19 protein-coding genes and 2 pseudogenes are annotated in these 23132 nt (G+C 63.5%); 17 read left to right on the top strand and 4 right to left on the bottom strand.

What is annotated here, in order from left to right; all coding sequences use genetic code 11:
* Window positions 1-7: 7 nt before the first annotated feature.
* Complete coding sequence (locus EAG14_RS09570) at window positions 8-913, bottom strand: LysR family transcriptional regulator (RefSeq protein WP_121728703.1); 906 nt, start codon at window positions 911-913, stop codon at window positions 8-10.
* A gap of 195 nt (window positions 914-1108) precedes the next feature.
* On the opposite strand from EAG14_RS09570, the gene EAG14_RS09565 reads away from it, so the two are divergent.
* The 16 genes and pseudogenes from EAG14_RS09565 to EAG14_RS09495 all read left to right on the top strand — a co-directional run bounded on the left by EAG14_RS09565 (window position 1109) and on the right by EAG14_RS09495 (window position 18387).
* A complete protein-coding gene (locus EAG14_RS09565; RefSeq protein WP_121728702.1) occupies window positions 1109-2632 on the top strand; it encodes a CoA-acylating methylmalonate-semialdehyde dehydrogenase in 1524 nt (507 codons plus the stop codon).
* Window positions 2633-2826: 194 nt separating this feature from the next.
* A complete protein-coding gene (locus EAG14_RS09560) occupies window positions 2827-3249 on the top strand; it encodes a lysozyme inhibitor LprI family protein (RefSeq protein WP_121728701.1) in 423 nt (140 codons plus the stop codon).
* Between the two features lie 219 nt (window positions 3250-3468).
* Window positions 3469-4635, top strand: a complete 1167-nt coding sequence (locus tag EAG14_RS09555; RefSeq protein ID WP_121728700.1) for an acyl-CoA dehydrogenase family protein — start codon at window positions 3469-3471, stop codon at window positions 4633-4635.
* 83 nt (window positions 4636-4718) lie between these two features.
* The gene (locus EAG14_RS09550; RefSeq protein ID WP_121728699.1) at window positions 4719-5195 is read left to right on the top strand and encodes a TfoX/Sxy family protein; all 477 of its coding nucleotides are present in this window, start codon (window positions 4719-4721) and stop codon (window positions 5193-5195) included.
* Between the two features lie 43 nt (window positions 5196-5238).
* The gene (locus tag EAG14_RS09545; protein WP_121728698.1) at window positions 5239-5640 is read left to right on the top strand and encodes a DUF488 domain-containing protein; all 402 of its coding nucleotides are present in this window, start codon (window positions 5239-5241) and stop codon (window positions 5638-5640) included.
* A 118-nt stretch (window positions 5641-5758) separates the two neighbouring features.
* A pseudogene (gene mmsB / locus EAG14_RS09540) lies at window positions 5759-6644 on the top strand (3-hydroxyisobutyrate dehydrogenase).
* A 702-nt stretch (window positions 6645-7346) separates the two neighbouring features.
* Window positions 7347-7586, top strand: coding sequence for a DUF1010 domain-containing protein (locus tag EAG14_RS23270; protein WP_371414411.1), 240 nt, complete (start codon window positions 7347-7349; stop codon window positions 7584-7586).
* 471 nt (window positions 7587-8057) lie between these two features.
* Window positions 8058-9293, top strand: coding sequence for a hypothetical protein (locus tag EAG14_RS09530; RefSeq protein ID WP_121728697.1), 1236 nt, complete (start codon window positions 8058-8060; stop codon window positions 9291-9293).
* An 82-nt stretch (window positions 9294-9375) separates the two neighbouring features.
* Window positions 9376-10017: an HNH endonuclease gene (locus tag EAG14_RS09525; RefSeq protein ID WP_121728696.1), complete on the top strand. Its 642-nt coding sequence runs from the start codon at window positions 9376-9378 to the stop codon at window positions 10015-10017.
* A gap of 475 nt (window positions 10018-10492) precedes the next feature.
* Window positions 10493-10900 (top strand): DUF2946 family protein, encoded by a 408-nt coding sequence (locus EAG14_RS09520; RefSeq protein ID WP_121728695.1) that lies wholly within the window; start codon window positions 10493-10495, stop codon window positions 10898-10900.
* Between the two features lie 194 nt (window positions 10901-11094).
* Complete coding sequence (locus tag EAG14_RS09515; RefSeq protein ID WP_121730396.1) at window positions 11095-13269, top strand: TonB-dependent siderophore receptor; 2175 nt, start codon at window positions 11095-11097, stop codon at window positions 13267-13269.
* A 232-nt stretch (window positions 13270-13501) separates the two neighbouring features.
* Window positions 13502-15100, top strand: coding sequence for an ABC transporter substrate-binding protein (locus tag EAG14_RS09510; protein WP_240456980.1), 1599 nt, complete (start codon window positions 13502-13504; stop codon window positions 15098-15100).
* Entirely contained in the window at window positions 15097-15588 is a 492-nt protein-coding gene (locus tag EAG14_RS23740) for a hypothetical protein (RefSeq protein ID WP_371414410.1), read from the top strand. Before EAG14_RS09510 ends, EAG14_RS23740 begins: the two co-directional genes overlap by 4 nt.
* Window positions 15513-16064, top strand: a complete 552-nt coding sequence (locus EAG14_RS23735) for an ABC transporter permease subunit (protein ID WP_371414409.1) — start codon at window positions 15513-15515, stop codon at window positions 16062-16064. Before EAG14_RS23740 ends, EAG14_RS23735 begins: the two co-directional genes overlap by 76 nt.
* A gap of 71 nt (window positions 16065-16135) precedes the next feature.
* Window positions 16136-16939: an ABC transporter permease gene (locus EAG14_RS09500; protein ID WP_205603534.1), complete on the top strand. Its 804-nt coding sequence runs from the start codon at window positions 16136-16138 to the stop codon at window positions 16937-16939.
* The gene (locus EAG14_RS09495; protein ID WP_121728693.1) at window positions 16936-18387 is read left to right on the top strand and encodes an ABC transporter ATP-binding protein; all 1452 of its coding nucleotides are present in this window, start codon (window positions 16936-16938) and stop codon (window positions 18385-18387) included. Before EAG14_RS09500 ends, EAG14_RS09495 begins: the two co-directional genes overlap by 4 nt.
* 383 nt (window positions 18388-18770) lie before the next feature.
* Here the strand turns inward: EAG14_RS09495 and icd are convergent, their stop codons facing one another.
* Window positions 18771-20030 (bottom strand): NADP-dependent isocitrate dehydrogenase, encoded by a 1260-nt coding sequence (gene icd / locus EAG14_RS09490; RefSeq protein ID WP_099655607.1) that lies wholly within the window; start codon window positions 20028-20030, stop codon window positions 18771-18773.
* 320 nt (window positions 20031-20350) lie between these two features.
* On the opposite strand from icd, the gene EAG14_RS09485 reads away from it, so the two are divergent.
* Window positions 20351-20797, top strand: coding sequence for a DUF192 domain-containing protein (locus EAG14_RS09485; protein ID WP_240457041.1), 447 nt, complete (start codon window positions 20351-20353; stop codon window positions 20795-20797).
* Between the two features lie 119 nt (window positions 20798-20916).
* Here EAG14_RS09485 and EAG14_RS09480 read toward each other — a convergent pair.
* Together EAG14_RS09480 and xseA are read right to left on the bottom strand one after the other, a co-directional pair.
* Window positions 20917-21497: pseudogene (locus tag EAG14_RS09480) on the bottom strand (superoxide dismutase).
* 182 nt (window positions 21498-21679) lie between these two features.
* The gene (gene xseA / locus EAG14_RS09475; RefSeq protein ID WP_121728692.1) at window positions 21680-23008 is read right to left on the bottom strand and encodes an exodeoxyribonuclease VII large subunit; all 1329 of its coding nucleotides are present in this window, start codon (window positions 23006-23008) and stop codon (window positions 21680-21682) included.
* Window positions 23009-23132 lie beyond the last annotated feature (124 nt).

The following is a 23132-nucleotide window of genomic DNA, read 5'->3' as shown; positions in this document are numbered from 1 at the left end:
CCCATCGTCACGACCGGGGTGCAACGCCCGGCAGCAACAGGGGCTTGCTTGCAACAGCCGTCTCACGCAAAAACGCCCAGGTCACCTGCATGCGCGCCAGGTGTTTGGCTTCAGACGGCATGCTCATCCAAAAGGTGCGGGTGAATCGCGCCTCTTCGGGCAGCACGCGCGCCAGCACCGGGTCACGGTCGGCCAAAAATGCGGGCAACACCGCCAAACCCGCGCCAGCGCGCACCGCCTCGTACTGCGCGGTGATGCTGGTGCTGCGAAAGGCAAACCGCTCGGGCGGGTACAGCGCGTCCAAAAATTGCAGCTCTTTGGTGAACAGCAGGTCGTCCACATAGCTCACAAACGCATGGTGGCGCAGGTCCTCGCGGCACGACACCAAAGGCTTGCGCGCCAGGTATTCGCGCTGGCCATAGAGGTACAGCGCGTAGTCCGACAAGCGGCTCACGATCACCGACCCGCGCGTGGGCCGCTCCAGCGATATGACGATGTCCGCCTCGCGCCGCGACAAATGCAGCATGCGCGGCAAAGCCAGCAGGTCGATCGACAGGTGCGGGTGCTTGCGGGTGAGGTGTGCGAGCTGCGGCGCCAAAATCAAGGTGCCAAAGCCCTCGGTGGCCCCCACACGCACCAAGCCCGAGGGGCCTTCGTGCGACGCCGGTGCCGCGCGCTCGGCCCCCAGCACTGCAGACTCCATCGACTCCACCGCAGGCAGCAACTGCCGCCCGGCCTCTGTCAGCCGATGGCCGCCCGCCTCACGGGCAAACAGGGCCACGCCCATCTGCTTTTCCAGGGCCTGGATGCGGCGGGACACGGTGGTGTGCTCCACCGACAGGCGCCGCGCCGCGCCCGCCAAAGTGCCCAGGCGGGCCAATTCCAAAAAATAGCGCAGGTTGTCCCAGTCCATCCCCAGTCCTTTCACCCACAGCGCACGAGGTACATCTGTCTGCGGAGCCATCGATGTGCAAATTTGCAGATCAAAAGTGCATTCATTCGTATTGTCTTGCAAATTTTGCACAGATACGATGCACCCGTTGCGCTTGGAACCGGACGCCTGGAGCCGGAAAGCGCGCCACGCGATAACCCTTTGAGGAGACACACCATGAACGCCCCCACTTCCACGGCCGTGCTGGCCCCCACCGTCAAGCTGCTGATTGGCGGCAAGTTTGTCGAATCCCAAACCACGCAGTGGCGCAACGTGGTGAACCCCGCCACGCAAGAGGTGCTGGCCCGCGTGCCGTTTGCCACGCCTGAAGAAATCAACGCCGCCGTGGCCTCGGGCAAAGAGGCGTTCAAGACCTGGAAGAAAACCCCCATCGGCACGCGTGCCCGCATCTTCTTGAAGCTGCAGCAACTCATCCGCGAAAACATGGCCGAGCTGGCCGCGCTGCTGACGGCCGAGCAAGGCAAGACCCTGCCCGACGCCGAAGGCGATGTGTTCCGCGGCCTGGAGGTGGTGGAGCATGCCGCTGGCATTGGCAACCTGCAACTGGGCGAGCTGGCCAACAACGTGGCCAATGGTGTGGACACCTACACCGTGATGCAGCCGCTGGGCGTGTGCGCGGGCATCACGCCGTTCAACTTTCCGGCCATGATTCCGCTGTGGATGTTCCCCATGGCCATTGCCACGGGCAACACGTTTGTGCTCAAGCCCTCTGAACAGGACCCCATGGTGACCATGCGCCTGTGCGAGCTGGCGCTCGAAGCGGGCATCCCGCCCGGCGTGCTGAACGTGGTGCATGGCGGCGAAGACGCCGTGAACGCCATTTGCGACCACCCCGATATCAAGGCCATCAGCTTCGTAGGCTCCACCAAGGTGGGCACGCATGTGTACAACCGCGCCAGCCTCAACGGCAAGCGCGTGCAATGCATGATGGGTGCGAAGAACCACGCCATCGTGGTGCCCGATGCCAACAAGGAACAAACCCTGAACGCCCTGGCCGGTGCCGCCTTTGGCGCCGCAGGCCAGCGCTGCATGGCGCTGTCGGTGGTCATTCTGGTGGGCGAATCGCAAAAGTGGATTCCTGATCTGGTGGCCAAGGCCCAAACGCTCAAGGTGAGCGGCGGCACAGAAAAAGGCACCGACGTGGGCCCCGTCATCTCGTGCGCCGCCCGCGACCGCGTGGTGGGCCTGATCGAGCGCGGCATTGCCGACGGCGCCACGCTGGAGCTGGACGGCCGCAACCCCAGCGTGCCCGGCTACGAAAAGGGCAACTTTGTGGGCCCCACCATCTTCAGCGGCGTAAAGCCCGGCATGTCCATCTACGACCAAGAGATTTTTGGCCCCGTGCTGTGCCTGGCCGCTGCCGACACGCTGGACGACGCCATCGAGTTCATCAACGCCAACCCCAACGGCAACGGCACGGCCATCTTCACGCAAAGCGGCGCAGCAGCGCGCAAGTTCCAGGAAGAGATCGACGTGGGCCAGGTCGGTATCAACGTGCCAATCCCTGTGCCCGTGCCGATCTTCTCGTTCACCGGCTCGCGCGCCTCCAAGCTGGGCGACCTGGGCCCCTACGGCAAGCAGGTGGTGATGTTCTACACCCAGACCAAGACCGTGACGGCACGCTGGTTTGACGACAGCACCGTGAGCCAGGGTGTCAACACCACGATCAGCTTGAAGTAACGGTTGCCAAGGGCTTGGTGCGTGCGATGGGCCCCACCAAACCGCCCGTTCACGCTGAGCCTGTCGAAGCGCCGCGCAAGGCTTCGACAGGCTCAGCCCGAACGGTGGGGGGTGCCCTTGGGCTCCATTCACCATTCAGCCTGAGCTTTTCGAGGGCCCTCAAAGCCATGCGTTGGCAGTGTTAAAACCAGGCCATGCAATGCAATCACACATCGACGAAAGTGGCCCCCTGGACTGCAACAGCCCTGCTGCTCAGCGCAGCCCTGCTCACCAGCCCCAGCGCCCATGCCCAGGCCGGTGCGGCCTGCAAACCCACGGGCACCGTGGCAGAGATCAATGCCTGCGCCGTGCAAGAGTTTCAAGCGGCAGACACCACCCTGCAAATCCTGTACGAAGACGTGATGCGAGCCCTGTCTGCCCACGAACGCCCGCAACTGCGGCAGGAACATTCCGCCTGGGTGCGCGAACGCACGGTGCAATGCAAGCGCGAGACCCAATCCACCGAAACCCAGCCCGAAGGCCCGCGCCTGTACCAACAGTGCCTGACGCGCAAGACGCAAGAGCGGCGCAAAGGCCTGATGCGCTGGCTGAGCAACGACAGCCCGGCCAAGCCGTGATGACTTGCCAAGCACCACCCCACACCGTTCGGGCTGAGCCTGTCGAAGCCAGGGCGCAAGGCTGGCAAGCCCTTCGACAGGCTCAGGGCGAACGGGGTGGACTGATCAAACCACGCGTTCTCCGGCCCCCGTTCAGGCTGAGCCTGTCGAAGCCTCGCACAGCGCTTGCACAGACCGAATCCGCCCCCAGCGCCACACCACAAAACAAGAGACAACGCCATGGACTTTGAGCTGACCGAAGAACAACGCGCCTTTGCCCAAACCGCCCGCGACTTTGCCCTGGCTGAGCTGGCACCGCACGCCGCCCAGTGGGACGCCGAGGGCATCTTCCCAAAGGAGGCCATCGCCAAGGCGGGCGAGCTGGGCTTTTGCGGCCTGTATGCGCCCGAAGCCGCAGGTGGCCTCGCCCTGCCCCGCCTGGACGCCACTCTGGTGTTCGAGGAAATGGCCGCCATCGACCCCAGCACCACCGCCTTCATCACCATCAACAACATGGCCACCTGGATGCTGGGCACCTGGGCCACACCCGCCGTGCGCGACCACTGGGGCCCGCTGCTCACCACCGGGCAAAAGCTCGCCAGCTACTGCCTGACCGAGCCCGGCGCGGGCTCAGATGCCGCCTCGCTCAAGACCCGGGCCGAGTTGGTGGGCAACGAATACGTCATCAACGGCAGCAAGGCCTTCATCAGCGGCGCAGGCGCCACCGATGTGCTTGTGCTCATGGCGCGCACCGGGGATGCGGCATCCGGCGCCAGCGGCATCAGCGCCTTTGCCGTGCCAGCCGATGCACCCGGCATCACCTACGGCAAAAAGGAACACAAGATGGGCTGGAACAGCCAGCCCACCCGCACCATCAGCTTTGACAACGTGCGCATCCCCGCCGACCACCTGCTGGGCCGCGAGGGCGAAGGCTTCAAGATCGCCATGAAAGGCCTGGACGGCGGGCGCATCAACATCGCCACCTGCTCGGTGGGCGCCGCGCAAGGCGCACTCAACGCCGCCCAACAGTACATGCAAGACCGCAAGCAGTTTGGCAAACCCATCGCCAGCTTCCAGGCCCTGCAGTTCAAGCTGGCCGACATGGCGACCGAGCTGGTCGCAGCCCGCCAGATGGTGCGCCTGGCTGCCAGCAAGCTTGACGCCGGGGCCCGCGACGCATCCACCTACTGCGCCATGGCCAAGCGCTTTGCCACCGATGCAGGCTTTACCGTGGTGAACGAGGCCCTGCAACTGCACGGCGGCTACGGCTACATCCGCGAATACCCGCTGGAGCGCCTGCTGCGCGACGCCCGCGTGCACCAGATTCTGGAAGGCACCAACGAAATCATGCGCGTCATCATTGCGCGGCGCATGCTGGATGGGGATGCGACGGAGGTGATTCGCTGATGCGCAGCCCACCAGAACGCTCTGTTTTTGATAGCTGCTTGCGCTTATGCATTAAGCGCTAGAGGCATATTTCACTCAAAACCATGCCCGCCCGCCCCCTCTCCGACGAAACCCTGCACCTGATCGATGCCCTGCGCACGGCCCTGGCGCAGCGCAGCGATGTGGACGAGCGCACCATGTTCGGCTGCTACTGCTTCTTTGTGGACGGCAAGCTGTGCGTGGGCGTGAAGGGCGAGGAGCTGCTGGTGCGCTTGCCGCCCGAGCGGCATGGCGAGTTTCAAGAGATGCAGAACACCCGCGAACTCTCGCCCGGCGGAGGCATGCAGGGCTACTTTTGGGTGGAGCCCAATGGCTACGCCACACGGGCGCAGTGGAGCTTTTGGCTGACCGAGGCCCTCGCCTACAACCCACTGGCCAAGGCATCGCCGCGCAAGAAGAAGGCAAGCACCGCCCCGGCTGCGGCCAAAAAGGCACCCACCAGCCAACGCAGCAGCCCCAACGTCAAGCCCAAGAAACCAGCCGCTGCCAAGAAGCACAGCATCTTCGAAGCCGACGACTAATCCGCCCCACCGCCCAACCCCCCCCACCCGGAGCCCCACCACCATGCCCCTGCGCATCGTCCGCCTTGGCACCCCACGCGCCGCCGACGAAGGCACGCGCATCGGCACCGTGCGCCGCCCACCGCGTGGCGTGCCCAAGGCCGAGTTCGCCAGCCGCGACTACTACGACGTGTGGTATCCCCTGCTCTCGCCCAGCTCTGACTTGATGGCCCAGGGCCAGCAGGTGCCCAGCGGCACCGATGGCGACAAGGCGTGGGAGGCCTTTGTGAAGCAGTTTCGCAAAGAGCTGGCCCAACCCGAAGCCAGCCGCACACTGGATTTGCTGGCCGCCCTCTCGCACCACAGCGCCCTGTCGCTGGGCTGCTACTGCGAAGACGAGGCGCGCTGCCACCGATCGGTGCTGCGCGCCGAGCTACACAGCCGTGGCGCAGACATCAGCCCTTGAACATCACGTCTCAATTTAAAGCCTTTTGGCCGCTAGGGCTTGATAAATAAGCGCTAGCAGCTATCAATTTGATACCAAACCCATTCATTACCGCGACAACACCAAGGAGACACACACCATGAAAATCGCATTCATCGGCCTCGGCAACATGGGCGGACCCATGGCACACAACCTGCACAAGGCAGGCCACGAGGTGCGCGCGTTTGACCTGTCCCAACCCGCCCGCGACAAACTGGCCGCAGACGGCGTGCCCATCGCCACCGACGCCAAAGCCGCTGTGCAGGGGACCGAAGTCGTCATCAGCATGCTGCCCGCCAGCCAGCATGTGGAAGGCCTCTTTTTGGGCGCGGGCGACCTACTGGCCCAGCTGCCTGCAGGCACGCTGGTGATTGACTGCTCCACCATCGCAGCCGCCACCTCTCGCAAAGTGGCCGAAGCCGCCAAAGCCAAGGGCGTGGCCTTTATCGACGCGCCCGTGTCCGGCGGCACCGGCGGCGCCATTGCAGGCACCCTCACCTTCATGGTGGGTGGCGACACCGCCGACCTGGAACGCGCCCGCCCCATCCTAGAAAAAATGGGCGCCAACATCTTCCACGCAGGCAGCGTGGGCGCAGGCCAAACGGCCAAGATCTGCAACAACATGCTGCTGGGCATCTTGATGGCAGGCACCAGCGAAGCCATTGCCCTGGGCGTAGCCAACGGCCTGGACCCCAAGGTGCTGAGCGAAATCATGCGCCGCAGCTCGGGCGGCAACTGGGCGCTGGAGAAGTACAACCCCTACCCCGGCGTGATGGAAACCGCGCCCGCCAGCAAGGGCTATGCGGGGGGTTTGGTACGGACTTGATGCTCAAGGATTTAGGCCTGGCGCAGGAGAACGCGATGGCGGTGAAGGCTGCTACGCCACTGGGGGCATGGCGCGCAATTTGTATGCGGTGCACAGCCTGGCGGGGCATGGGGGGCTGGATTTTTCCAGCATTATTAAGATGGTGCAGAAAAAATTTTGATGGATAGGGCTGCGGCTCTTTGAGGGCAAGAGCGGGCGCTGTGGCATATCGTTACAGCGCCCGTGTGCTTTTCATCCGCGATTTTTTAGGTTTGCCTAATCGGGGGGCGGAATGATTTGGCTGGGCGAAACCATGGCTGAATTTTTTATCAGACCCACGACCGATTTTGTGGTGTCGTCCATTTCTAGTTAGACATCGTGATGCCATCGCTCGCTGCACTCACATTCATCGGCACCTGCGCCGCAATGTTCGCCTGGCTTGTACCTCCTCAGCACGTTCCTCTAGTAATATGGCCTTTTGTATTTCTCGCATTGGCGGCAGGCGCAGTGTTCAGTTGGCTGCATCAAAAAGCACCACAGACGCCTTCGGGGTGGCTTATGTTCGTTGTAGTCGCTATTACAGCTGCTGCATTCTTAGGCTTGGTAGACGCACTGTTTTACGGTCTGGCGAGCAGCCACGTGATTTTGGATTTATTCGCCGCAGGTTGCGGGGTAATAATTGCAGTTGCCGGCGCGCTTCGGAGCTTATTGCTAGGGCAAAAGAACGATGTCTAACCCTGCGCTCAAGTTCGCTCCCTCTGGTCGCTGGGACGCGCCTTCGGCGCGCCCCTTAGCTCTACGTTAGTCCCTTCACACTCCGCTTTATGCAGGCCGCCATTAACTCCAGCGTTTTGCCCTTCTCAAAGGTTTCTCCTTTGGGGCTTTGGCGCTCTGCTGGGCTTCGCCTGCGTTCGCCTCGTCGGTTTCAAGCCTTTTTGGCCTCTGGCGCTTGTGCAGCAAGCGCTATCAGCTATTTTTTTGTAGCGCCGCGCCGCTTCGGTGGCCCAGCGCTTTTGCGTGGGCCGCGCCCGTCTCCAATTCAGGGATTTTCCTTTTGGCCTTCGGGTCTAACGCTGCGCTCAAGCGGACCCGCATTCTGCGGTCCGCTTATCTTGTCCGTTAGGCCGCATATGCTGGCATTTTTTCTTCGGTTAATTTGTGACATTGCTCAAATAGTTATTGCACTTGCCACCCTGTTTATTGTTTTTATTACCTGGAATTAGCGGAAAATAAGGCAACTAGAGAGATTTTGCAGTGGAATCCATAAGGGAACTGCAGTTTCATCACTGCCCAGCCTAGCGGAAAATATGGTTTTCAGCGGCACTGGATTGAGCATGACATCGAAGAACGAGCGGACAAATCGTGGATTACATTTATTCCTGCGTCCTCCACAATGGGAGAAGTTGCATGCGCCATTCGCTACAACAAGTTTGGCGTTATCTCCGCAAGCATTGATCCAAAGTGAATCAAAATTGGTAAAAATAGTGCTACCTCTGACCCGGCCTAACCCTTCCCCCCAGCCTGCGGCCTCCGTAGCCGCTTACATTAAACGTTGGACATCAAAAATCACACAACCATTGCACAGGACTAGATAATGCCGCAGGAGCTACCAAGTGAGATTGAGTACTGGTATGACGTTGAGGATCATATCGATCTCGATTGGTTCGAACGCTATATCAACCAGATTGAAAGCTTTGCCAACAATGCAGAAAAGGTTCGAATCGAAGTCTGGATGTGCCCCGCTGCCTCAACACGGAGGACAATCTTCTACACTAGCGCTGAAGCAAGAGTGTTCATCACGAGCGAATGGCCGAATATTGAAGAGAGCGTAATCACCCAATATGCGGGAAAAGTACGGCAGTCTTTGCTCCATCACCAACATCACTATCTCAGAATCCGAATCGACGAAACGCCGGAACTGCCGGCTTCGCAAGCAGTGGCAGCTTTGCAGAAAAATTTCAAGTTGGTTCCGAGTAAGCCGCACCCATACAAGTATCGCAAGAGTTCGATTGAATTTGAGGTCGGTCAATGGAGCCCTAAGGACTTTGGAATTGGCGTGGAAGCCATAGCCAAGGCCATTGGACCGAATCCATACCTTGAGAATGCATTCGTAAAATCCTTCGATGGGGAAATTGAGCGGCTTACCCCCTTCTTCACTTTGGAGTCGTTTTACGAGTACCTAAACCGCCGCGCCTCTACCTTTGGAGAAGTCTCTGTACAACTTCGCGCTCGAAGCATCACCGTAGGAATTAGCTCTCCTACCGATCACAAGAAACTTCGAATTCGTACATCAATCCCTCCTGAGAAAGTTGATCCATTGATTGACGCATGGCCAAGCACCCTCAAACTTAAGCAAGTAAAGGCTATGGATACCGGGGATTTTTTCACAGGTTCTGTTCCGTCGGAGAAGGACGAGAGTAAATGGATGAAGTTGGGGGTGCCAATCGCTACTGCCCTCATAACGGCCTTTTCAGTCACGAGTATGGTTAGCCTTAAGAAGGCTATCTGGCCCGAGCAGAAGCTAATTCTCGTCAGCCCCAAGCAAGAGGGCGTAAATTCTGCGTGGATTGGAAAACGCCTTGAAGTTGACTGGTATCTTCAACCAGAGCAGCCTTCGTTCCGCAATATTGCCAAAGATGTCTCTGCCGTTGTCAGCTTGACAGATCAGGCAGGGCAACCGAAAGAAGTTTCAGGCAAGCCCCCGGTAATTTTCGATGTTACCCCTGGAACGTACAACCTTGCGGTTAATGTTGAGGGCCTGCCAACACTTCGTATGCAAGTAAAGGTAGACAGACCATCCGCCGAAACGTCGTCTGGCCCTCCCAAGTGAGGCCCAACCAATCATTCCACTGGACCTGTCGCGGCAAGCCGTGCCAGTCCAGTGAATTCAAACGTTAAGCCCACTCGCGCTTATGAAGTACACAGTAAACATAGACGACATTGAGCAAGCCTTGTTTGCCTTGGGAGGAGAAGCAAAAGCGAAGGCTATCCAAGACCAAGTGCTTAAGGTCCACTGCGGAGAATCCATTCCTGACAACTATCAGCATGAGAAGTCCTTCCGGCAAACAATCCAGCGCAAGATGGAAGACTACTGCCCACAGGCAGAAGGCTTCGATTTGAGCAAAAAGGAACCCAAGTTCATCCGCGTTGGGCATGGCCTATATCGACACGCAAACGGATCGGGTAAGAGAGAGTTCACGGCGGCGGAAGAGGTGCCTGATGCAAAACAGTATGTCGAAGGCGCAACCAGATCGATCGCGGTCAATGCATACGAACGCAGTGCAGATGCAAGGAATAAGTGTGTTGAACACTACGGCTACAAGTGCCAATGCTGTGGCTTCAGCTTTGAAGAAAAGTATGGCGAGCTGGGTAAGGCATTCATTCATGTTCATCACGTCAAACCGCTGGCTGAAATCAAGAACAGCTACGTCGTAGATCCCATCAAAGACTTAATTCCGCTCTGCGCAAACTGCCACGCAATGGTTCACAGAGCCTCACCTGCAATTTCAATCGAAAAATTGAAGGCAGAGATCAAATGCCGGTCACAGGCCTAACTGGTCGGTCAAGCGGACGCCAACACAGGCCATGCCTTCGGCATTCTCATGGCCTGTGTTTGTGCCCTGCGCACCTTCGGTGCTCCGGCGCCGCTTACCTTGGGCGTTAGTAGGCTGCTGCAATACCTCCCGGCAACTCCAACAACTGCGTTCCAAATAGTCGCGTAACCTCTGGGTGCCTCAAAAAATCGCTTGTAGGCCCTTTTATGAGGTCGAGCTTTCCGGTTGGCATCGGCAGACTGGTATTTCAGCAGCCTGTTAGAGGCCCCCTTTCAAAGTCTTTATTTTTGAGACTTTGGTTCAGCGGCATCAGCACTCACATGCCAGCAACTGGGCTATCAACCGCCCATATATACGAAAATACCTACTGATTTTTGTGCGTTGACACCAAAATAGAGAAAGATCACGCTCATTTTTCAACGTGTGCGCATCAAAGCAAATAGCTGCCGCACTTGAGTATGATTCGCACCCCCTCATGCTGCGCCGCACCATCCCCGCCCTGCCCCTCCACATTCTGCTTCTGCTGGCCGCGTTGTTCAACGCCCTGGCAGGTGTGCCCCTGCACGAGGCACGGCACATTCGCGAGGCGGTGCGCAGCGTGCAGGTGGCCCCAGCAGCCGCCAGTGGAGTGCAGGCTGATGGAGCTGATGAAGCGCGCTTGGATGCAGCCAGCGGCGAGCAAGACAAGGAAGAAACCCACGCCACCTGCGCCTGGTGCCTGACGCATGCGCTGGATGCGGGGCTGGCCCATGCAGCGGCCAAGCCGCAGCCACCGCCCACAGAACCCCGTATGGCCCTGCCGCAAGGCGTGGGCACCTTCACGGCCCAGCAGGTGCGCTGGCCGTTTGCTGCCAGAGACCCTCCGCCAGCCCAACGGGCCTGACACGGTTCAGGCCCCAGCCAGCTTGCGCCCTTTGAACATGTTCTTGGGCGCATCCCCCCTTTTTTGCAGCCATGCATTCACCCCGCCGGGGTGTGTGCGGGCGTGAGGCTGTTTGCGCCCCATCGCATTGCGGATGGGTGCCCTGCCCCGCTGCCTTCTGGCTTTTGCATTCATTGCTTTTGGACTGGTTTGCCATGCGTTCTTCTTTGGTTTCTTTTTCTCGCTCCGCCCCTCTGCCGCGCCCCACGCTGACGGCTTTGGCAGTGGCTGCCCTGGTTGCCTCTGCTCCCGCCGCCTGGGCGGCTGAGGGCGATGTCATCACCCCACCCACCCTGTCTGCCGTAGATGTGGTGGGCCGCAGTGCCTTGGGCACCTATTACGCCGACGAGGCCGAGGGGGCCAAGACCAGCCTGCCGCTGCGCGAGCTGCCGCAGTCGGTGCGCGTGATGTCGCGCCAGACGCTGGACGACCTGGGCGCTACGCGGCTGGATGATGTGCTGGACTATGTGGGCGGTGTCTCGCGCCAGAACAACTTTGGCGGGCTGTGGGACAACATTGCCATTCGCGGCCTGCCGGGCAACGAGAACACGGGCATGGCGACGCTGCTCAACGGGTTTTCGTCCAACCGGGGCTTTAACGCGCCGCGTGACCTGTCGGGCGTGGAGCGCATCGAGTTTTTGAAAGGCCCTGCCGCTGCGCTGTATGGCAGCAGCGAGCCTGGCGGCACGCTCAACATCGTGAGCAAAAAGCCGCTGTGGAAGGCCGCGCATTCCGTCGAGGCCTACGCGGGCAGCCACGGCCTGGGGCGGGCGGCGCTGGACACGACGGGCCCCATCTCTGACAACCTGGCCTACCGCCTGAACGTGGCGGTGGAAGACAAGGGCAGCTTTCGCGACCAGGTGAGCGCGCAGCGCCAGGTGGTGGCCCCGGCCTTTACCTGGAAGCTCTCGCCCAACACGGTGCTCGAATACACCTCGGAATACCTGCGCCACGCCACGCCGCTAGACCGGGGTGTGGTGGCGGTGAACAACCAACTGGGCGCGGTGCCTGTGAGCCGCTTTTTGGGCGAGCCCGCCGACGGCGATGTGACGGTAACCAACCAGACGCACCAGCTGGTGCTGTCGCACGAGTGGAATGCCGACTGGCGCAGCCGCACGGGCTTGTCGTACCGCGAGACGGGGTTGAAGGGCTATTCGACCGAGGCCAGCGCCTTGCAGGCCGATGACCGCACCCTGCGACGCCAGCGCCGTTACCGCGACTTTCAGTCGGACGACGTAGCGCTGCAGGCCGAGCTGCAGGGCACCGTGCGTGCGGGCGGGCTGGAGCAAGAGGTGCTGGTGGGGCTGGAGAGCTACCGCTTTCACATGGATTCGCTGATGCTGCGCGCCAACCCCAGCGCCAGCGCGCCCTACGCCATCGACATCTTCAACCCCGTGTACGGCCAGGCCCAGCCCACGCCGGGCCGCAACACCGATACCCGCGAGAAGCAGCGCAACACCGCGCTGTATGTGCAAGACACCCTGAAGCTGGGCGAGCAGTGGCGCGTGATGGCCGGGCTGCGGGCCGACAACTACGACCAGAGCCTGCAAAACCGCCTGAACACGACGACCACCGTGCAAACCCCCTCGGCCGTGTCGCCGCGCCTGGGCGTGAGCTGGCTGCCCGCGCAGGGCTTTACGGTGTATGCCAACGCGGGCAAGTCCTTCCGCCCCAACACGGGCAGCGATGCGGCAGGCAATGCCTTTACCCCCGAAAAAGCCCGCGCCCTGGAACTGGGCGCCAAGTGGGAGAGCGCTGACCAGCGCCTGGGCGCCACGGCGGCGCTGTTTGACATCACCAAGCGCAACGTGTTGACCAGTGACCCGCTGAACGCGGGCTTCTCGGCCGCTGCAGGCGAGGTGCGCAGCCGGGGGCTGGAGCTGGACGTGGCGGGCCGCCTGAGTGCCCACTGGCGCCTGAACGCCAGCCTGGTCTTCAACGACGTGGAAGTGAGCCGCGACAACACGCTGGAGGTGGGCGGGCGCCTGCTGAACGTGCCCAAGGTGAACGGCAGCGTGCTGGCCGTGTACGAAGACGCTTTGGCCAACGGCCAGCGCTGGGGCCTGGGCGGTGGCGTGACCTACATGGGCAAGCGCCTAGGCCAGGCCCGCACGCAGGCCGAGGCCAATGCAGGCACCGCCGCGTTTGACCTGCCCAGCTACACCACGGCCAAGCTGCTGGCGTACTGGCGCCTGAGCCCCACGGTGAACCTGACGCTGGACGTGGACAACCTGTTCGACAAGGTGCACTACACCAGCTCGTACAGCCGCGTGTGGGTAACGCCTGGGGCACTGCGCACCGTGACGGTGGGGCTGCAGGCCAAGTTCTGACGCTGGCTCTGGCCATCAAGCAGTGCAGCCACGCCATGCCCGCTAGCGTTCCATCATCCGTTGAAACCATGCGTGCCCGAGCCACCGTTCGAGCTGAGCCTGTCGAAGCCAGGGCACAGGCCGTGCAGGCCCTTCAACAGGCTCAGCGTGAACGGGCAGGGAATGGGCGGGCAGAGGCAAGTTGCCTTCGCACGCCGCCCAACCTCTCTCAAACACAAACCAGGAGATTTTTTTGAAACACGGCTTCAAGCCCGCCCCGCCACCACAGGGCTGCACACGCCGCGCCGCGCTGCAAACGGCCAGCGCCTGCATCACCGCAGGCGCGGCCCCCAGGGCGCTGGCCCAGGGCGGCGCAGCCCCTGCCACCTTGCAAATCGTGGGCCCGTGGGAGTTCACCAGCCTCTCGCCCGCCAGCAGCGGCTTCATGCTGCTGAACCTGCAGGTGTGCGAAACCCTGCTGGGCGCCAGCGACAACGGCCGCCCGCAGCCCGCGCTGGCCGAGCGCTGGCAGGTGTCTGCCGATGGGCTGGCCTGGCAGTTCACGCTGCGGCCCGGTGCGCGCTTTCACAACGGCAACCGGGTCACCGCGCAGGCCGTGGTGCAAAGCCTGCAGCGCGCCCAAAAGGCGCCCGCCTTGCTCAGCAACGCGCCCATCACCGCCATCACCGCCGAGGGGGATGGCGCACTGCGCATTCGCCTGGCCCGCCCGCACAACGCCCTGGCCGCCCAGTTGGCGCACTACAGCACGCTGGTGCTGGCGCCCGAGAGCTATGGCGCAGACGGCAAGGTGCAGCGCATCATTGGCAGCGGCCCCTATCGCATCGCCAAGCTGGTGCCGCCCCAGCAGGTGGAGACCGAGGCGTTTGACGACTATGACCGCCCCGCCTCCACGCCCGCCCCTGCGATACGCAGCGTGGCCTACCTGGCCGCTGGCCGCGCCGAAACGCGGGCGCTGATGGTGGAAGGCGGCCAGGCCCACCTGGCCTATGGGCTGGACCCGGCCAGCCTGCGGCGGCTCAAGCGCCATGCCAAGGTGGGCATCACATCGGTCACGCTGCCGCGCACCGTCATCGTCAAGCTCAATGCCACGCTGCCCGGCCTGCAAGACGTGCGCGTGCGCCAGGCGCTGAGCCTGAGCATTGACCGTGCAGGCATTGCCCAGGCCCTGATGGGCGACGAAGCCCTGGCCGCCACGCAGCTGCTGCCCCCCACGCTGGCCGACTGGCACCACCCCGCCCTGCCCCCGCTGCGGCACGACCCCGAAGCTGCCCAGCGCCTGCTGCGCGAAGCGGGCTGGCAGCGCCACACCGACGGCCTGCGCGGGCCGGACGGGCAGCCGCTGACCTTGGCGATACGCACCTTTTTAGACCGGCCCGAACTGCCCCTGGTGGCCACCGCGCTGCAAGAGCAGTGGCGCCTGGCGGGCATTGCCGTGAAGGTGCAGATCGGCAACTCGGGCGACATCCCCATGGGCCACCGCGACGGCACGCTGCAGTTGGCCCTGGCTGCACGCAACTACACCAATGTGCCCGACCCGGCGGGCACGCTGGCGGGCGATTTTTCTGCCCAAGGCGGCGACTGGGGCGCCATGGGCTGGCACAGCGATGCCGTGGTGCAGGCCCTGGCCGAGCTGATGCGCAGCACGCCCGATGCGCGCCGTGCGCAGGCGCTGCGCGCCACCGTCACGCAGGTGCTGCAAGACGAACTACCCGTCATCCCCATCGCCTGGTACCGCCAGCACGTGGCCGTGAACCGCCGCCTGCAAGGCGTGTCGCTGGACCCGCTGGAGCGCAGCTACCGGCTCACTGAGATGCATTGGAGCAACGCATGAATCTTTCCCTTCGCAACCCCTGGCTGCACATGCTGGGGCGGCGCGGTCTGCAGGTGGTGGCGCTGGCGCTCATCATCGGCACGCTGTGCTTTTTCATGGTGCGCGCACTACCGGGCGACCTGGCCATGCGCGTGGCCGCCAGCCGCTATGGGCTGGACCTGGTCAGCGGCGCGGCGGCCGATGCCGTGCGCGCCGAGCTGGGGCTGAACCAGAGCGCCCTGCAAGGCCTGCTGGGCTGGTGGAGCGACATGGCCACGCTGAACCTGGGCCAGTCGCTCATCACCCAGCGCCCCGTGTGGGTGGAGGTGGCCCACCACCTGGGCGCCACGCTGCGCCTGTCTGCCGCAGCGCTGGCGGTGGCCCTGGCCATGGGCGTGCCCCTGGGCCTGTGGGCAGGCCTGCGCCCCGGGGGGTGGCCGACCGCGCCAGTTGGGCGCTGGCCGTGGTGCTGCGTGGCACGCCGCCGTTTTTGCTGTCGGTGCTGCTGATGCTGCTGGTGGCGGTGCACTGGGGCTTTTTGCCCGTGGCGGGCGACGACGACAGCGCCAGCCTGGTGCTGCCTGCGCTGGCGCTGGGCCTGGGCCTGGGTGCAGGCCTTGCCCGCGTCACGCGCAGTGCCATGCAAGAGGTGGCCCAATCGCCCGCATTTGAATTTGCCCGCACCAAGGGGCTGAGCGACCTGCAAGCCGTGCTGCGCCACGGCCTGCGCGCCGCCGCGGTGCCCGTGGTGGCCTACCTGGGCGTGCAGACGCTGTTTTTGGTGGAAGGCGCGCTGGTGGTAGAGACGCTGTTTGCCTGGCCCGGTATTGGCCATGCGCTTGTGCACGCCATCTTTGGGCGCGACATCCCCGTGGTGCAAGGCGCGGCGCTGGCGATGGCGCTGCTGTTTGTGGTGTTCAACCTGCTGCTCGATGCAGCCTGCGTGGCGCTGGACCCACGCCAACAACGGGGGGTGGCCGCATGACCGCACCGCACACAATGACGACCACCCTTGCGGAGGTGGCTGCGGCCACACCGCCACTGTCACAGCCCTCCATGGGCAGAGCAAAACCCGCTGCTTCGTGGCAGCAACGCACGGGCCTGGTGCTGATTGGGCTGCTGGCCCTGTGGGCGCTGCTGGGCCCCTGGCTGGTGGGCGCCAGCCCCATTGAGCAGAACCTGCGCAACCAGCTGGCCACGCCCGGCGCAGCGCACTGGCTGGGCACGGATGTGCTGGGCCGCTCGTGGCTGGAGCGGCTGGCGCATGCCACGCAGCTCTCATTAGGCATGGCGCTGCTGGCGGCCTTGAGTGCGGCCGTGCCCGGCACCCTGCTGGGCGTGCTGGCCGCGTGGCGCGGTGGGCGCACCGAGCGGGTGCTGCTCATGCTGGCCGATGCGGTGCTGGCCATTCCTGGCCTGCTGCTGGTGCTGCTGATTGCGGCGCTGGCCCCGGGCCAGTTGTGGGCGCTGTATGTGGGCATGGCCACTGCGCTGTGGGTCGAATACTTTCGCGTGTGCCGGGCCATGGCGCGGCCTGTGCTGGCGGGCGATGCGGTGCAGGCATCGCGCCTGCTGGGCTTTGGCCGGGCCTACGTCCTGCGCCGCCACCTGCTGCCCGCGCTGGCGCCCACGCTGGGCACGCTGCTGGCCTTTACCACCGCGCAGGCGGTGCTGGCGCTGGCCGCGCTGGGCTTTGTGGGCGTGGGGGCGCAGCCCCCTACGGCCGAGCTAGGCCTGATGATCACCGAGGCCATGCCTTATTACGAAGAAGCGCCCTGGCTGATTGCCGCCCCCACTGCCGTGCTGCTGTGGCTGGTGGCCGCCATGATGCTCATCCAACCCGAGCGGGAGGCCGCATGACCCAAGCAATCCACGCAACCCAACCAACCCATGCCACCACCGCCCTGCTGGTGGTGGACAACCTGGCCATCCATGTGGGCGACCGCGCCCTGCTGCAGGGCATTTCGTTCCGGCTGCATGCTGGCGAGGCGCTGAGCCTGGTGGGCGAAAGCGGCGCGGGCAAGTCGCTGCTGGCCCAGGCCATCATGGGCAACCTGCCGCCTGCACTGCGGGCATCGGGCGCCATCACCATCGACGGCGTGACCACGCGTGCCGAAGACGCCAGCGCCCGCCGCGCACTGTGGGGCCGCAAGCTGGCCCTGCTGCCGCAGGAGCCGTCGGTGGCCCTCAACCCCTTTCAGCGCGTGGCGCCGCAACTGGCCGAGGTCTATGCCCTGCTGCACGCGCAGCCGCCTGCCGACGCCGCTGAACGCGCGCAGCAAGAGCTGGCCCGCGCTGGCCTGGGCCAGGCCACAGGGCACTACCCCTGGCAACTGTCGGGCGGCATGGCGCAGCGGGCGGTGGCCGCCATCACCCTGGCAGGCGGCGCACCGGTGCTGATGGTGGACGAGCCCACCAAGGGCCTGGACAACCACTGGCGTGACCGCACGGTGGCGCTGTTCCGTGGCGTGCTGCAGGCGGGCGGCTGCCTGCTGGCCATCACGCACGACATGGCCGTGGCGCAGGCGCTGGGCGGCCAGGTCATCGTGCTGCGGCACGGGCAGGCGGTAGAGCAAGGCCGCATCGACGAGGTGGCGGCGCAGCCCGCGCACCCCTTTACCCGCCAGTTGATGGACGCCGACCCGGCCCGCTGGCTGCCGTTTGCCGCGCCGCAGGTGGGCGAGAGCGTGGTGCAGGCCCAGGGTATCTCCAAAGCCTATGGCGCGCAGCAGCTGTTTGCCCCCATGGACCTGCAGATCCACAGCGGCGAGCGCGTAGCCGTGCAAGGCCCCAGCGGCACAGGCAAGAGCACGCTGGGCAATGTGCTGCTGGGCCTGCTGCGGCCCGACACAGGCCGCGTGGCCCGCAATGCAGGCCTGCGCCCCCATGCGTTTCAAAAGCTGTACCAGGACCCGGTGGGCTCGTTTGCACCGCACATCAGCCTGGCCCAGTCACTGCGCGATGCCGCCCGGCTGCACCGCTGCGACTGGAAGGCCGTGCAGCGCCGGCTGGAGCAACTGCGCGTGCCCGAAAGTCTGCTGGCGCGCAAGCCCGAGCAAGTGTCGGGCGGCGAGCTGCAGCGCATTGCCCTGGCCCGCGTGCTGGTGGCGCAGCCCGCCCTGCTGTTTGCCGACGAGCCCACCTCGCGCCTGGACCCAATCACGCAGCAAGAGGCCATCCAGATTTTGCTGAGCGCCACGCAGGAGACCGGGGCCGCGCTGATGCTGGTGACGCACGATGAGCACCTGGCGGCGGCAGTGGCTACGCGGCGGATTGGGCTAACAGCGGGGCCACAGGCTGACCGCTGATTGCTGATTGCTGATTGCTGATTGCTGATTGCTGATTGCTGATTGCTGATTGCTGATTGCTGATTGCTGATTGCTGATTGCTATCAATAAAATAGCTGCTTGCGCTTATCTATCAAGCGCCAGAGGGCGAAAAGCCTGATTAGCGACTTGCCTCAGACGCCTTCTCGTCCCCACCCGTTCGGGCTGAGCCTGTCGAAGCCTTGCACGCACGCGGCAAGCCCTGGCTTCGACGGGCTCAGCCCGAACGGATGCAGGGGTATCTGGCAAGTTGCTAATCAGGCGAAAAAGACAAAAGCCTCCTGCAATCACAGATTGCAGGAGGCTTTTTGCTGGGGCGCTTGTTGTGCGGTGGCTGACTCTGTTCAAACCAGCCGCCCTGCACCTCACATCTGGTCGATCATCACCTGACCAAAGCCCGAGCAACTGACCTGCGTGGCGCCGTCCATCAGGCGGGCAAAGTCATACGTCACCTTCTTGCTGCCAATGGCTTTTTCCAGCGACTTCAGGATGAGGTCGGCCGCTTCCTTCCAGCCCATGTGGCGCAGCATCATCTCGGCCGAGAGGATTTCGGAGCCGGGGTTCACATAGTCCTTGCCCGCGTACTTGGGCGCGGTGCCGTGGGTGGCTTCAAAGCAGGCGACCGAGTCGGACATGTTGGCGCCCGGCGCAATGCCGATGCCGCCCACCTGCGCGGCCAGTGCGTCGGAGATGTAGTCGCCGTTCAAGTTGAGCGTGGCCACCACCGAGTACTCGGCGGGGCGCAGCAAAATCTGCTGCAGGAAGGCATCGGCAATGCTGTCCTTGATGGTGATTTCCTTGCCCGTGTTGGGGTTGGCAAACTTGCACCATGGGCCGCCGTCGATCAGCTCGGCGCCAAACTCCTTCTGCGCCAGGGCGTAGGCCCAGTCGCGGAAGCCCCCTTCGGTGTACTTCATGATGTTGCCCTTGTGCACGATGGTCACGTTGGGCTTGTTGTGGTCGATGGCGTACTGGATGGCCTTGCGCACCAGGCGCTCCGTGCCCTCGCGCGAGACGGGCTTGATGCCGATGCCCGAGGTGTTGGGGAAGCGGATCTTGGTGGCGCCCAGCTCGTTCTGCAAGAAAGCGATGAGCTTCTTGGCCTTGTCGGATTCGGCGGGGAATTCAATGCCTGCGTAGATGTCTTCCGAGTTCTCGCGGAAGATGACCATGTTGGTTTTTTCAGGCTCTTTGAGGGGCGACGGCACGCCCTTGAAGTACTGCACGGGGCGCAGGCACACGTACAAGTCCAGCTCCTGGCGCAGGGCCACGTTCAGCGAGCGGATGCCGCCGCCCACGGGCGTGGTGAGCGGGCCCTTGATGGACACCACATAGTCGCGCACCGCCTGCAGGGTTTCGTCGGGCAGCCACACGTCGGGGCCATAGATGCGGGTGGCTTTTTCGCCCGCGAACACTTCCATCCACTGGATCTTGCGCTGGCCGCCGTACGACTTGGCCACAGCAGCATCCACCACCTTGATCATCACGGGCGTGATGTCACGGCCCACGCCATCGCCCTCGATGAAAGGGATGATGGGCTGGTCGGGCACGTTCAGCGACATGTCGGCGTTGACGGTGATCTTCTGCCCCTCGGCAGGAACCTGGATGTGCTGGAAAGCGGTCATGTACGGAGGTCTCCGGTGAGGACTGAGTCGGGCTCAGCCAAGGATTGAGAGGGTGCCACCTGCGCGGCCCATTTTTCATTTTAGGCCCGTTCCCAGCGCCCCTTGGCAGGCCACGCGCGCCCTGTGTCGCCTTGCGGAACCTGTGGCGCGCAGCCGCCTCCAAGCCCAGCGCAGTGTGTTGCCGAGCCGTTTCATCGAAGCCACCCCAACTTGGATCAAAATGCCCAGCATGCTGCGCAACGAGCCATCTTTGCGCCCTCCCCCCGCCAACTGCCTGAATCCAAAGACCCCATGCCAAGTCATTTGCTCTCTTCCCCCGGCTGCTGATCGCAGGCCTGATCACCTTGGCTACTGCGCTGCCAGCCAGCGCCCAGAACCAGCCCCAGATGAATCTGCAGCGCGTGGAAATCACCGCAGGCATGCACCGCATCGATGCCCAGGTGGCCGCAGCCCCGCAAGAGCGGCAAACCGGCCTGATGCACCGCAAGGAAATGCCAGCGCACGAGGGCATGCTGTTTGTCTTTGAGCAGCCCGCCACGCAGTGCTTCTGGATGAAGAACACGCTGTTGCCGCTGACGGCGGCCTTTGTGGCCGATGACGGCACCATCGTGAACCTGGCCGACATGAAGCCACAGACCGAGGACTCGCACTGCTCGGCCAAGCCGGTGCGCTACGTGCTGGAAATGAACCAGGGCTGGTTTGCCCAAAAAGGCATCAAGCCGGGCAGCAAGCTGGTGAGCGCTGCAGTGTTCAGCACCAAGAAATAACCAGCCAATCTACAAACTGCCAACAAGCCTCCAGCCCATGACTGCGCAGGCTTTGCCCATAAAAAAACGGCCTTGCGGCCGTTTTTTTATGCCCGGATGAAACCAGGCATGAAGCGAAATCAAGCGAAGTTAGCTTCGGCAAACTTCCAGTTGACCAGCTTGTCCAGGAAGGTTTCCACGAACTTGGGACGCAGGTTGCGGTAGTCGATGTAGTAGGCGTGTTCCCACACGTCCACGGTGAGCAGGGCCTTGTCGGCGGTGGTCAGGGGCGTGCCAGCGGCGCCGGTGTTGACGATGTCAACGCTGCCGTCGGCCTTCTTCACCAGCCAGGTCCAGCCGGAGCCAAAGTTGCCCACGGCGCTCTTGACGAAGGCTTCCTTGAAAGCAGCGTAGGAGCCGAACTTGGCGTTGATGGCGTCGGCCAGGGCGCCTGTGGGTTCGCCGCCACCGTTCGGGCCATGCAGTTCCAGAAGAAGGTGTGGTTCCAGATCTGGGCTGCGTTGTTGTAGATGCCGCCGGACGACTTCTTGATGATCTCTTCGAGCGACAGCGACTCGAATTCAGTGCCCTTTTGCAGGTTGTTCAGGTTCACCACATAGGCGTTGTGGTGCTTGCCATGGTGAAACTCCAGCGTTTCCTTGCTGTAGTGGGGGGCCAGGGCGTCGATGGCGTAAGGCAGCGGGGGAAGGGTATGTTCCATGGTGGTGTTTCCTCGTGGTTTGCAATGCTGGAAGGTGGGAGGCGGCTTGACAGGCAAGCCGCCCCACGCCTGGCGCGCAATTTGACGCGACGTGGCATTGTAGGAAGATCAATAGCCTTGTGCAGAGAAGTGGAGATACATCGCAACACCGCATGGCCGCAAGCGCTGCGCGCCCACAGCCCTCACAACAGGCGCGGCTGCCCCACCGTCAAGTCCAGCACCCCATCGGCCAGCGTGGCCCGCAGCGCATCGCCCGGGCGGGCCTGGCCCACACCTGTGACGGTGTGGCCATCGCTGTCGGTCAGCAAGGCATAGCCGCGCTGCAGCACCAGTTGCGGGTTCAGCAGCTCCAACTGCATGCGAGCGCGCTCCAGCCGGTCAGACTGCTGCGCCAGCTGGCGGGTCACTTTGATAGGCAAATCGGCCTTTAGCGCTTTGTGCTTAAGCGCTAGCCGCTCTAAATTCAATAGCATGCCATGGCGCATGCGCTGTGCGCAGCGGGCCAAGCGCAGTTGCTCGCGCGCGGCCAGGCCCGACGGGCGCCCCAGCCGCTGCGCGGCTTGGTCCAGCCGCTGGTGGCGTGCGTCCAGCTGGCGCTGCACGGCGGTGTCTAGGCGGTCGGCGAGCAGGTCCAGCGCGCCCAGCCACACCTCGCGCGGCTGCGCCACCAGCTCGGCCGCCGCCGTGGGCGTGGGCGCACGCAAATCGGCGCAGAAGTCGGCAATGGTGAAGTCGGTCTCGTGCCCCACGCCGCTGACCAGGGGCACAGGGCTTTGCACCACGGTGCGCGCCAGTTGCTCATCATTGAAGGCCCACAGGTCTTCCATCGACCCGCCACCGCGCACCAGCAGGATGACGTCGATAGGGACAGCGTTCCCTGGCTCGGGGCCCCAAGGCGCGCCAGCGCCCTCGGCCCAGGCGTACATCTGCCGCAGCGCAGCCACCATGGACTGGGGGGCCGCCGCGCCCTGCACCTGCGCCGGGATCAACGCCACCGGGATGTGCGGCACCCGGCGGCGCAGCGCCGTGACCACATCGTGCAAGGCTGCCGCCCCCAGCGAGGTGACCAAGCCAATGCCGCGCGGCTGCAGCGGCAAGGGGCGCTTGCGCCGCGCGTCGAACAGGCCTTCGGATTCGAGCTGGGCCTTGAGGCGCAAGAACTGCTCAAACAGGGCGCCCTGCCCTGCGCGCTGCATGCTCTCCACAATGAACTGCAAGTCGCCCCGGGCCTCGTAGACCCCCAGGCGGCCACGCACCTCGACCAATTCACCATCTCTGGGAGAAAAGTCAAGCAGCCCGGCCGCACGGCGGAACATGGCGCAACGCAACTGGCCCGCGGCGTCCTTGATCGAGAAATAGCAATGCCCGCTGGATGCGCGCGAGAAGCCAGTTATCTCGCCCCGCACCGCGACAGGGTTGAAGCGCGCCTCCAGCGCATCAGCAATGGCGCGGCACAGCGCGCCGACTTCCCACACACGCGGCGTGGCTGCGGGGGTGGACGCCTCAAACATGGGCCACCACGGGCCTTGGCGCAGCCGCGTGGCCCCAAGTACTCCACAGCGCGGGCGACGCACCAGCGCCACACACCCCGGCCAAGCCAACACCCTGCAAAAGACGCAAACACGTACAAGTCAT

It is taken from the genome of Acidovorax sp. 1608163 (assembly GCF_003669015.1).
Taxonomy (GTDB): domain Bacteria; phylum Pseudomonadota; class Gammaproteobacteria; order Burkholderiales; family Burkholderiaceae_C; genus Acidovorax.
This window is presented reverse-complemented; position numbering and strand designations above follow the sequence as displayed.

What these genes read in the sequence shown, in the direction of transcription:
- EAG14_RS09550 (WP_121728699.1), top strand. Translation starts at nt 4,719, where the DNA reads ATGCCCGCCCGCCCCCTCTCCGACGAAACCCTGCACCTGATCGATGCC.
- EAG14_RS09495 (WP_121728693.1), top strand. Translation starts at nt 16,936, where the DNA reads ATGACCCAAGCAATCCACGCAACCCAACCAACCCATGCCACCACCGCC.
- EAG14_RS09545 (WP_121728698.1), top strand. Translation starts at nt 5,239, where the DNA reads ATGCCCCTGCGCATCGTCCGCCTTGGCACCCCACGCGCCGCCGACGAA.
- xseA (WP_121728692.1), bottom strand. Translation starts at nt 23,008, where the DNA reads ATGTTTGAGGCGTCCACCCCCGCAGCCACGCCGCGTGTGTGGGAAGTC.
- EAG14_RS09530 (WP_121728697.1), top strand. Translation starts at nt 8,058, where the DNA reads ATGCCGCAGGAGCTACCAAGTGAGATTGAGTACTGGTATGACGTTGAG.
- EAG14_RS23740 (WP_371414410.1), top strand. Translation starts at nt 15,097, where the DNA reads ATGAATCTTTCCCTTCGCAACCCCTGGCTGCACATGCTGGGGCGGCGC.
- EAG14_RS09570 (WP_121728703.1), bottom strand. Translation starts at nt 913, where the DNA reads ATGGACTGGGACAACCTGCGCTATTTTTTGGAATTGGCCCGCCTGGGC.
- icd (WP_099655607.1), bottom strand. Translation starts at nt 20,030, where the DNA reads ATGACCGCTTTCCAGCACATCCAGGTTCCTGCCGAGGGGCAGAAGATC.
- EAG14_RS09565 (WP_121728702.1), top strand. Translation starts at nt 1,109, where the DNA reads ATGAACGCCCCCACTTCCACGGCCGTGCTGGCCCCCACCGTCAAGCTG.
- EAG14_RS09555 (WP_121728700.1), top strand. Translation starts at nt 3,469, where the DNA reads ATGGACTTTGAGCTGACCGAAGAACAACGCGCCTTTGCCCAAACCGCC.
- EAG14_RS09520 (WP_121728695.1), top strand. Translation starts at nt 10,493, where the DNA reads ATGCTGCGCCGCACCATCCCCGCCCTGCCCCTCCACATTCTGCTTCTG.
- EAG14_RS09525 (WP_121728696.1), top strand. Translation starts at nt 9,376, where the DNA reads ATGAAGTACACAGTAAACATAGACGACATTGAGCAAGCCTTGTTTGCC.
- EAG14_RS09515 (WP_121730396.1), top strand. Translation starts at nt 11,095, where the DNA reads ATGCGTTCTTCTTTGGTTTCTTTTTCTCGCTCCGCCCCTCTGCCGCGC.
- EAG14_RS09560 (WP_121728701.1), top strand. Translation starts at nt 2,827, where the DNA reads ATGCAATGCAATCACACATCGACGAAAGTGGCCCCCTGGACTGCAACA.
- EAG14_RS09500 (WP_205603534.1), top strand. Translation starts at nt 16,136, where the DNA reads ATGGGCAGAGCAAAACCCGCTGCTTCGTGGCAGCAACGCACGGGCCTG.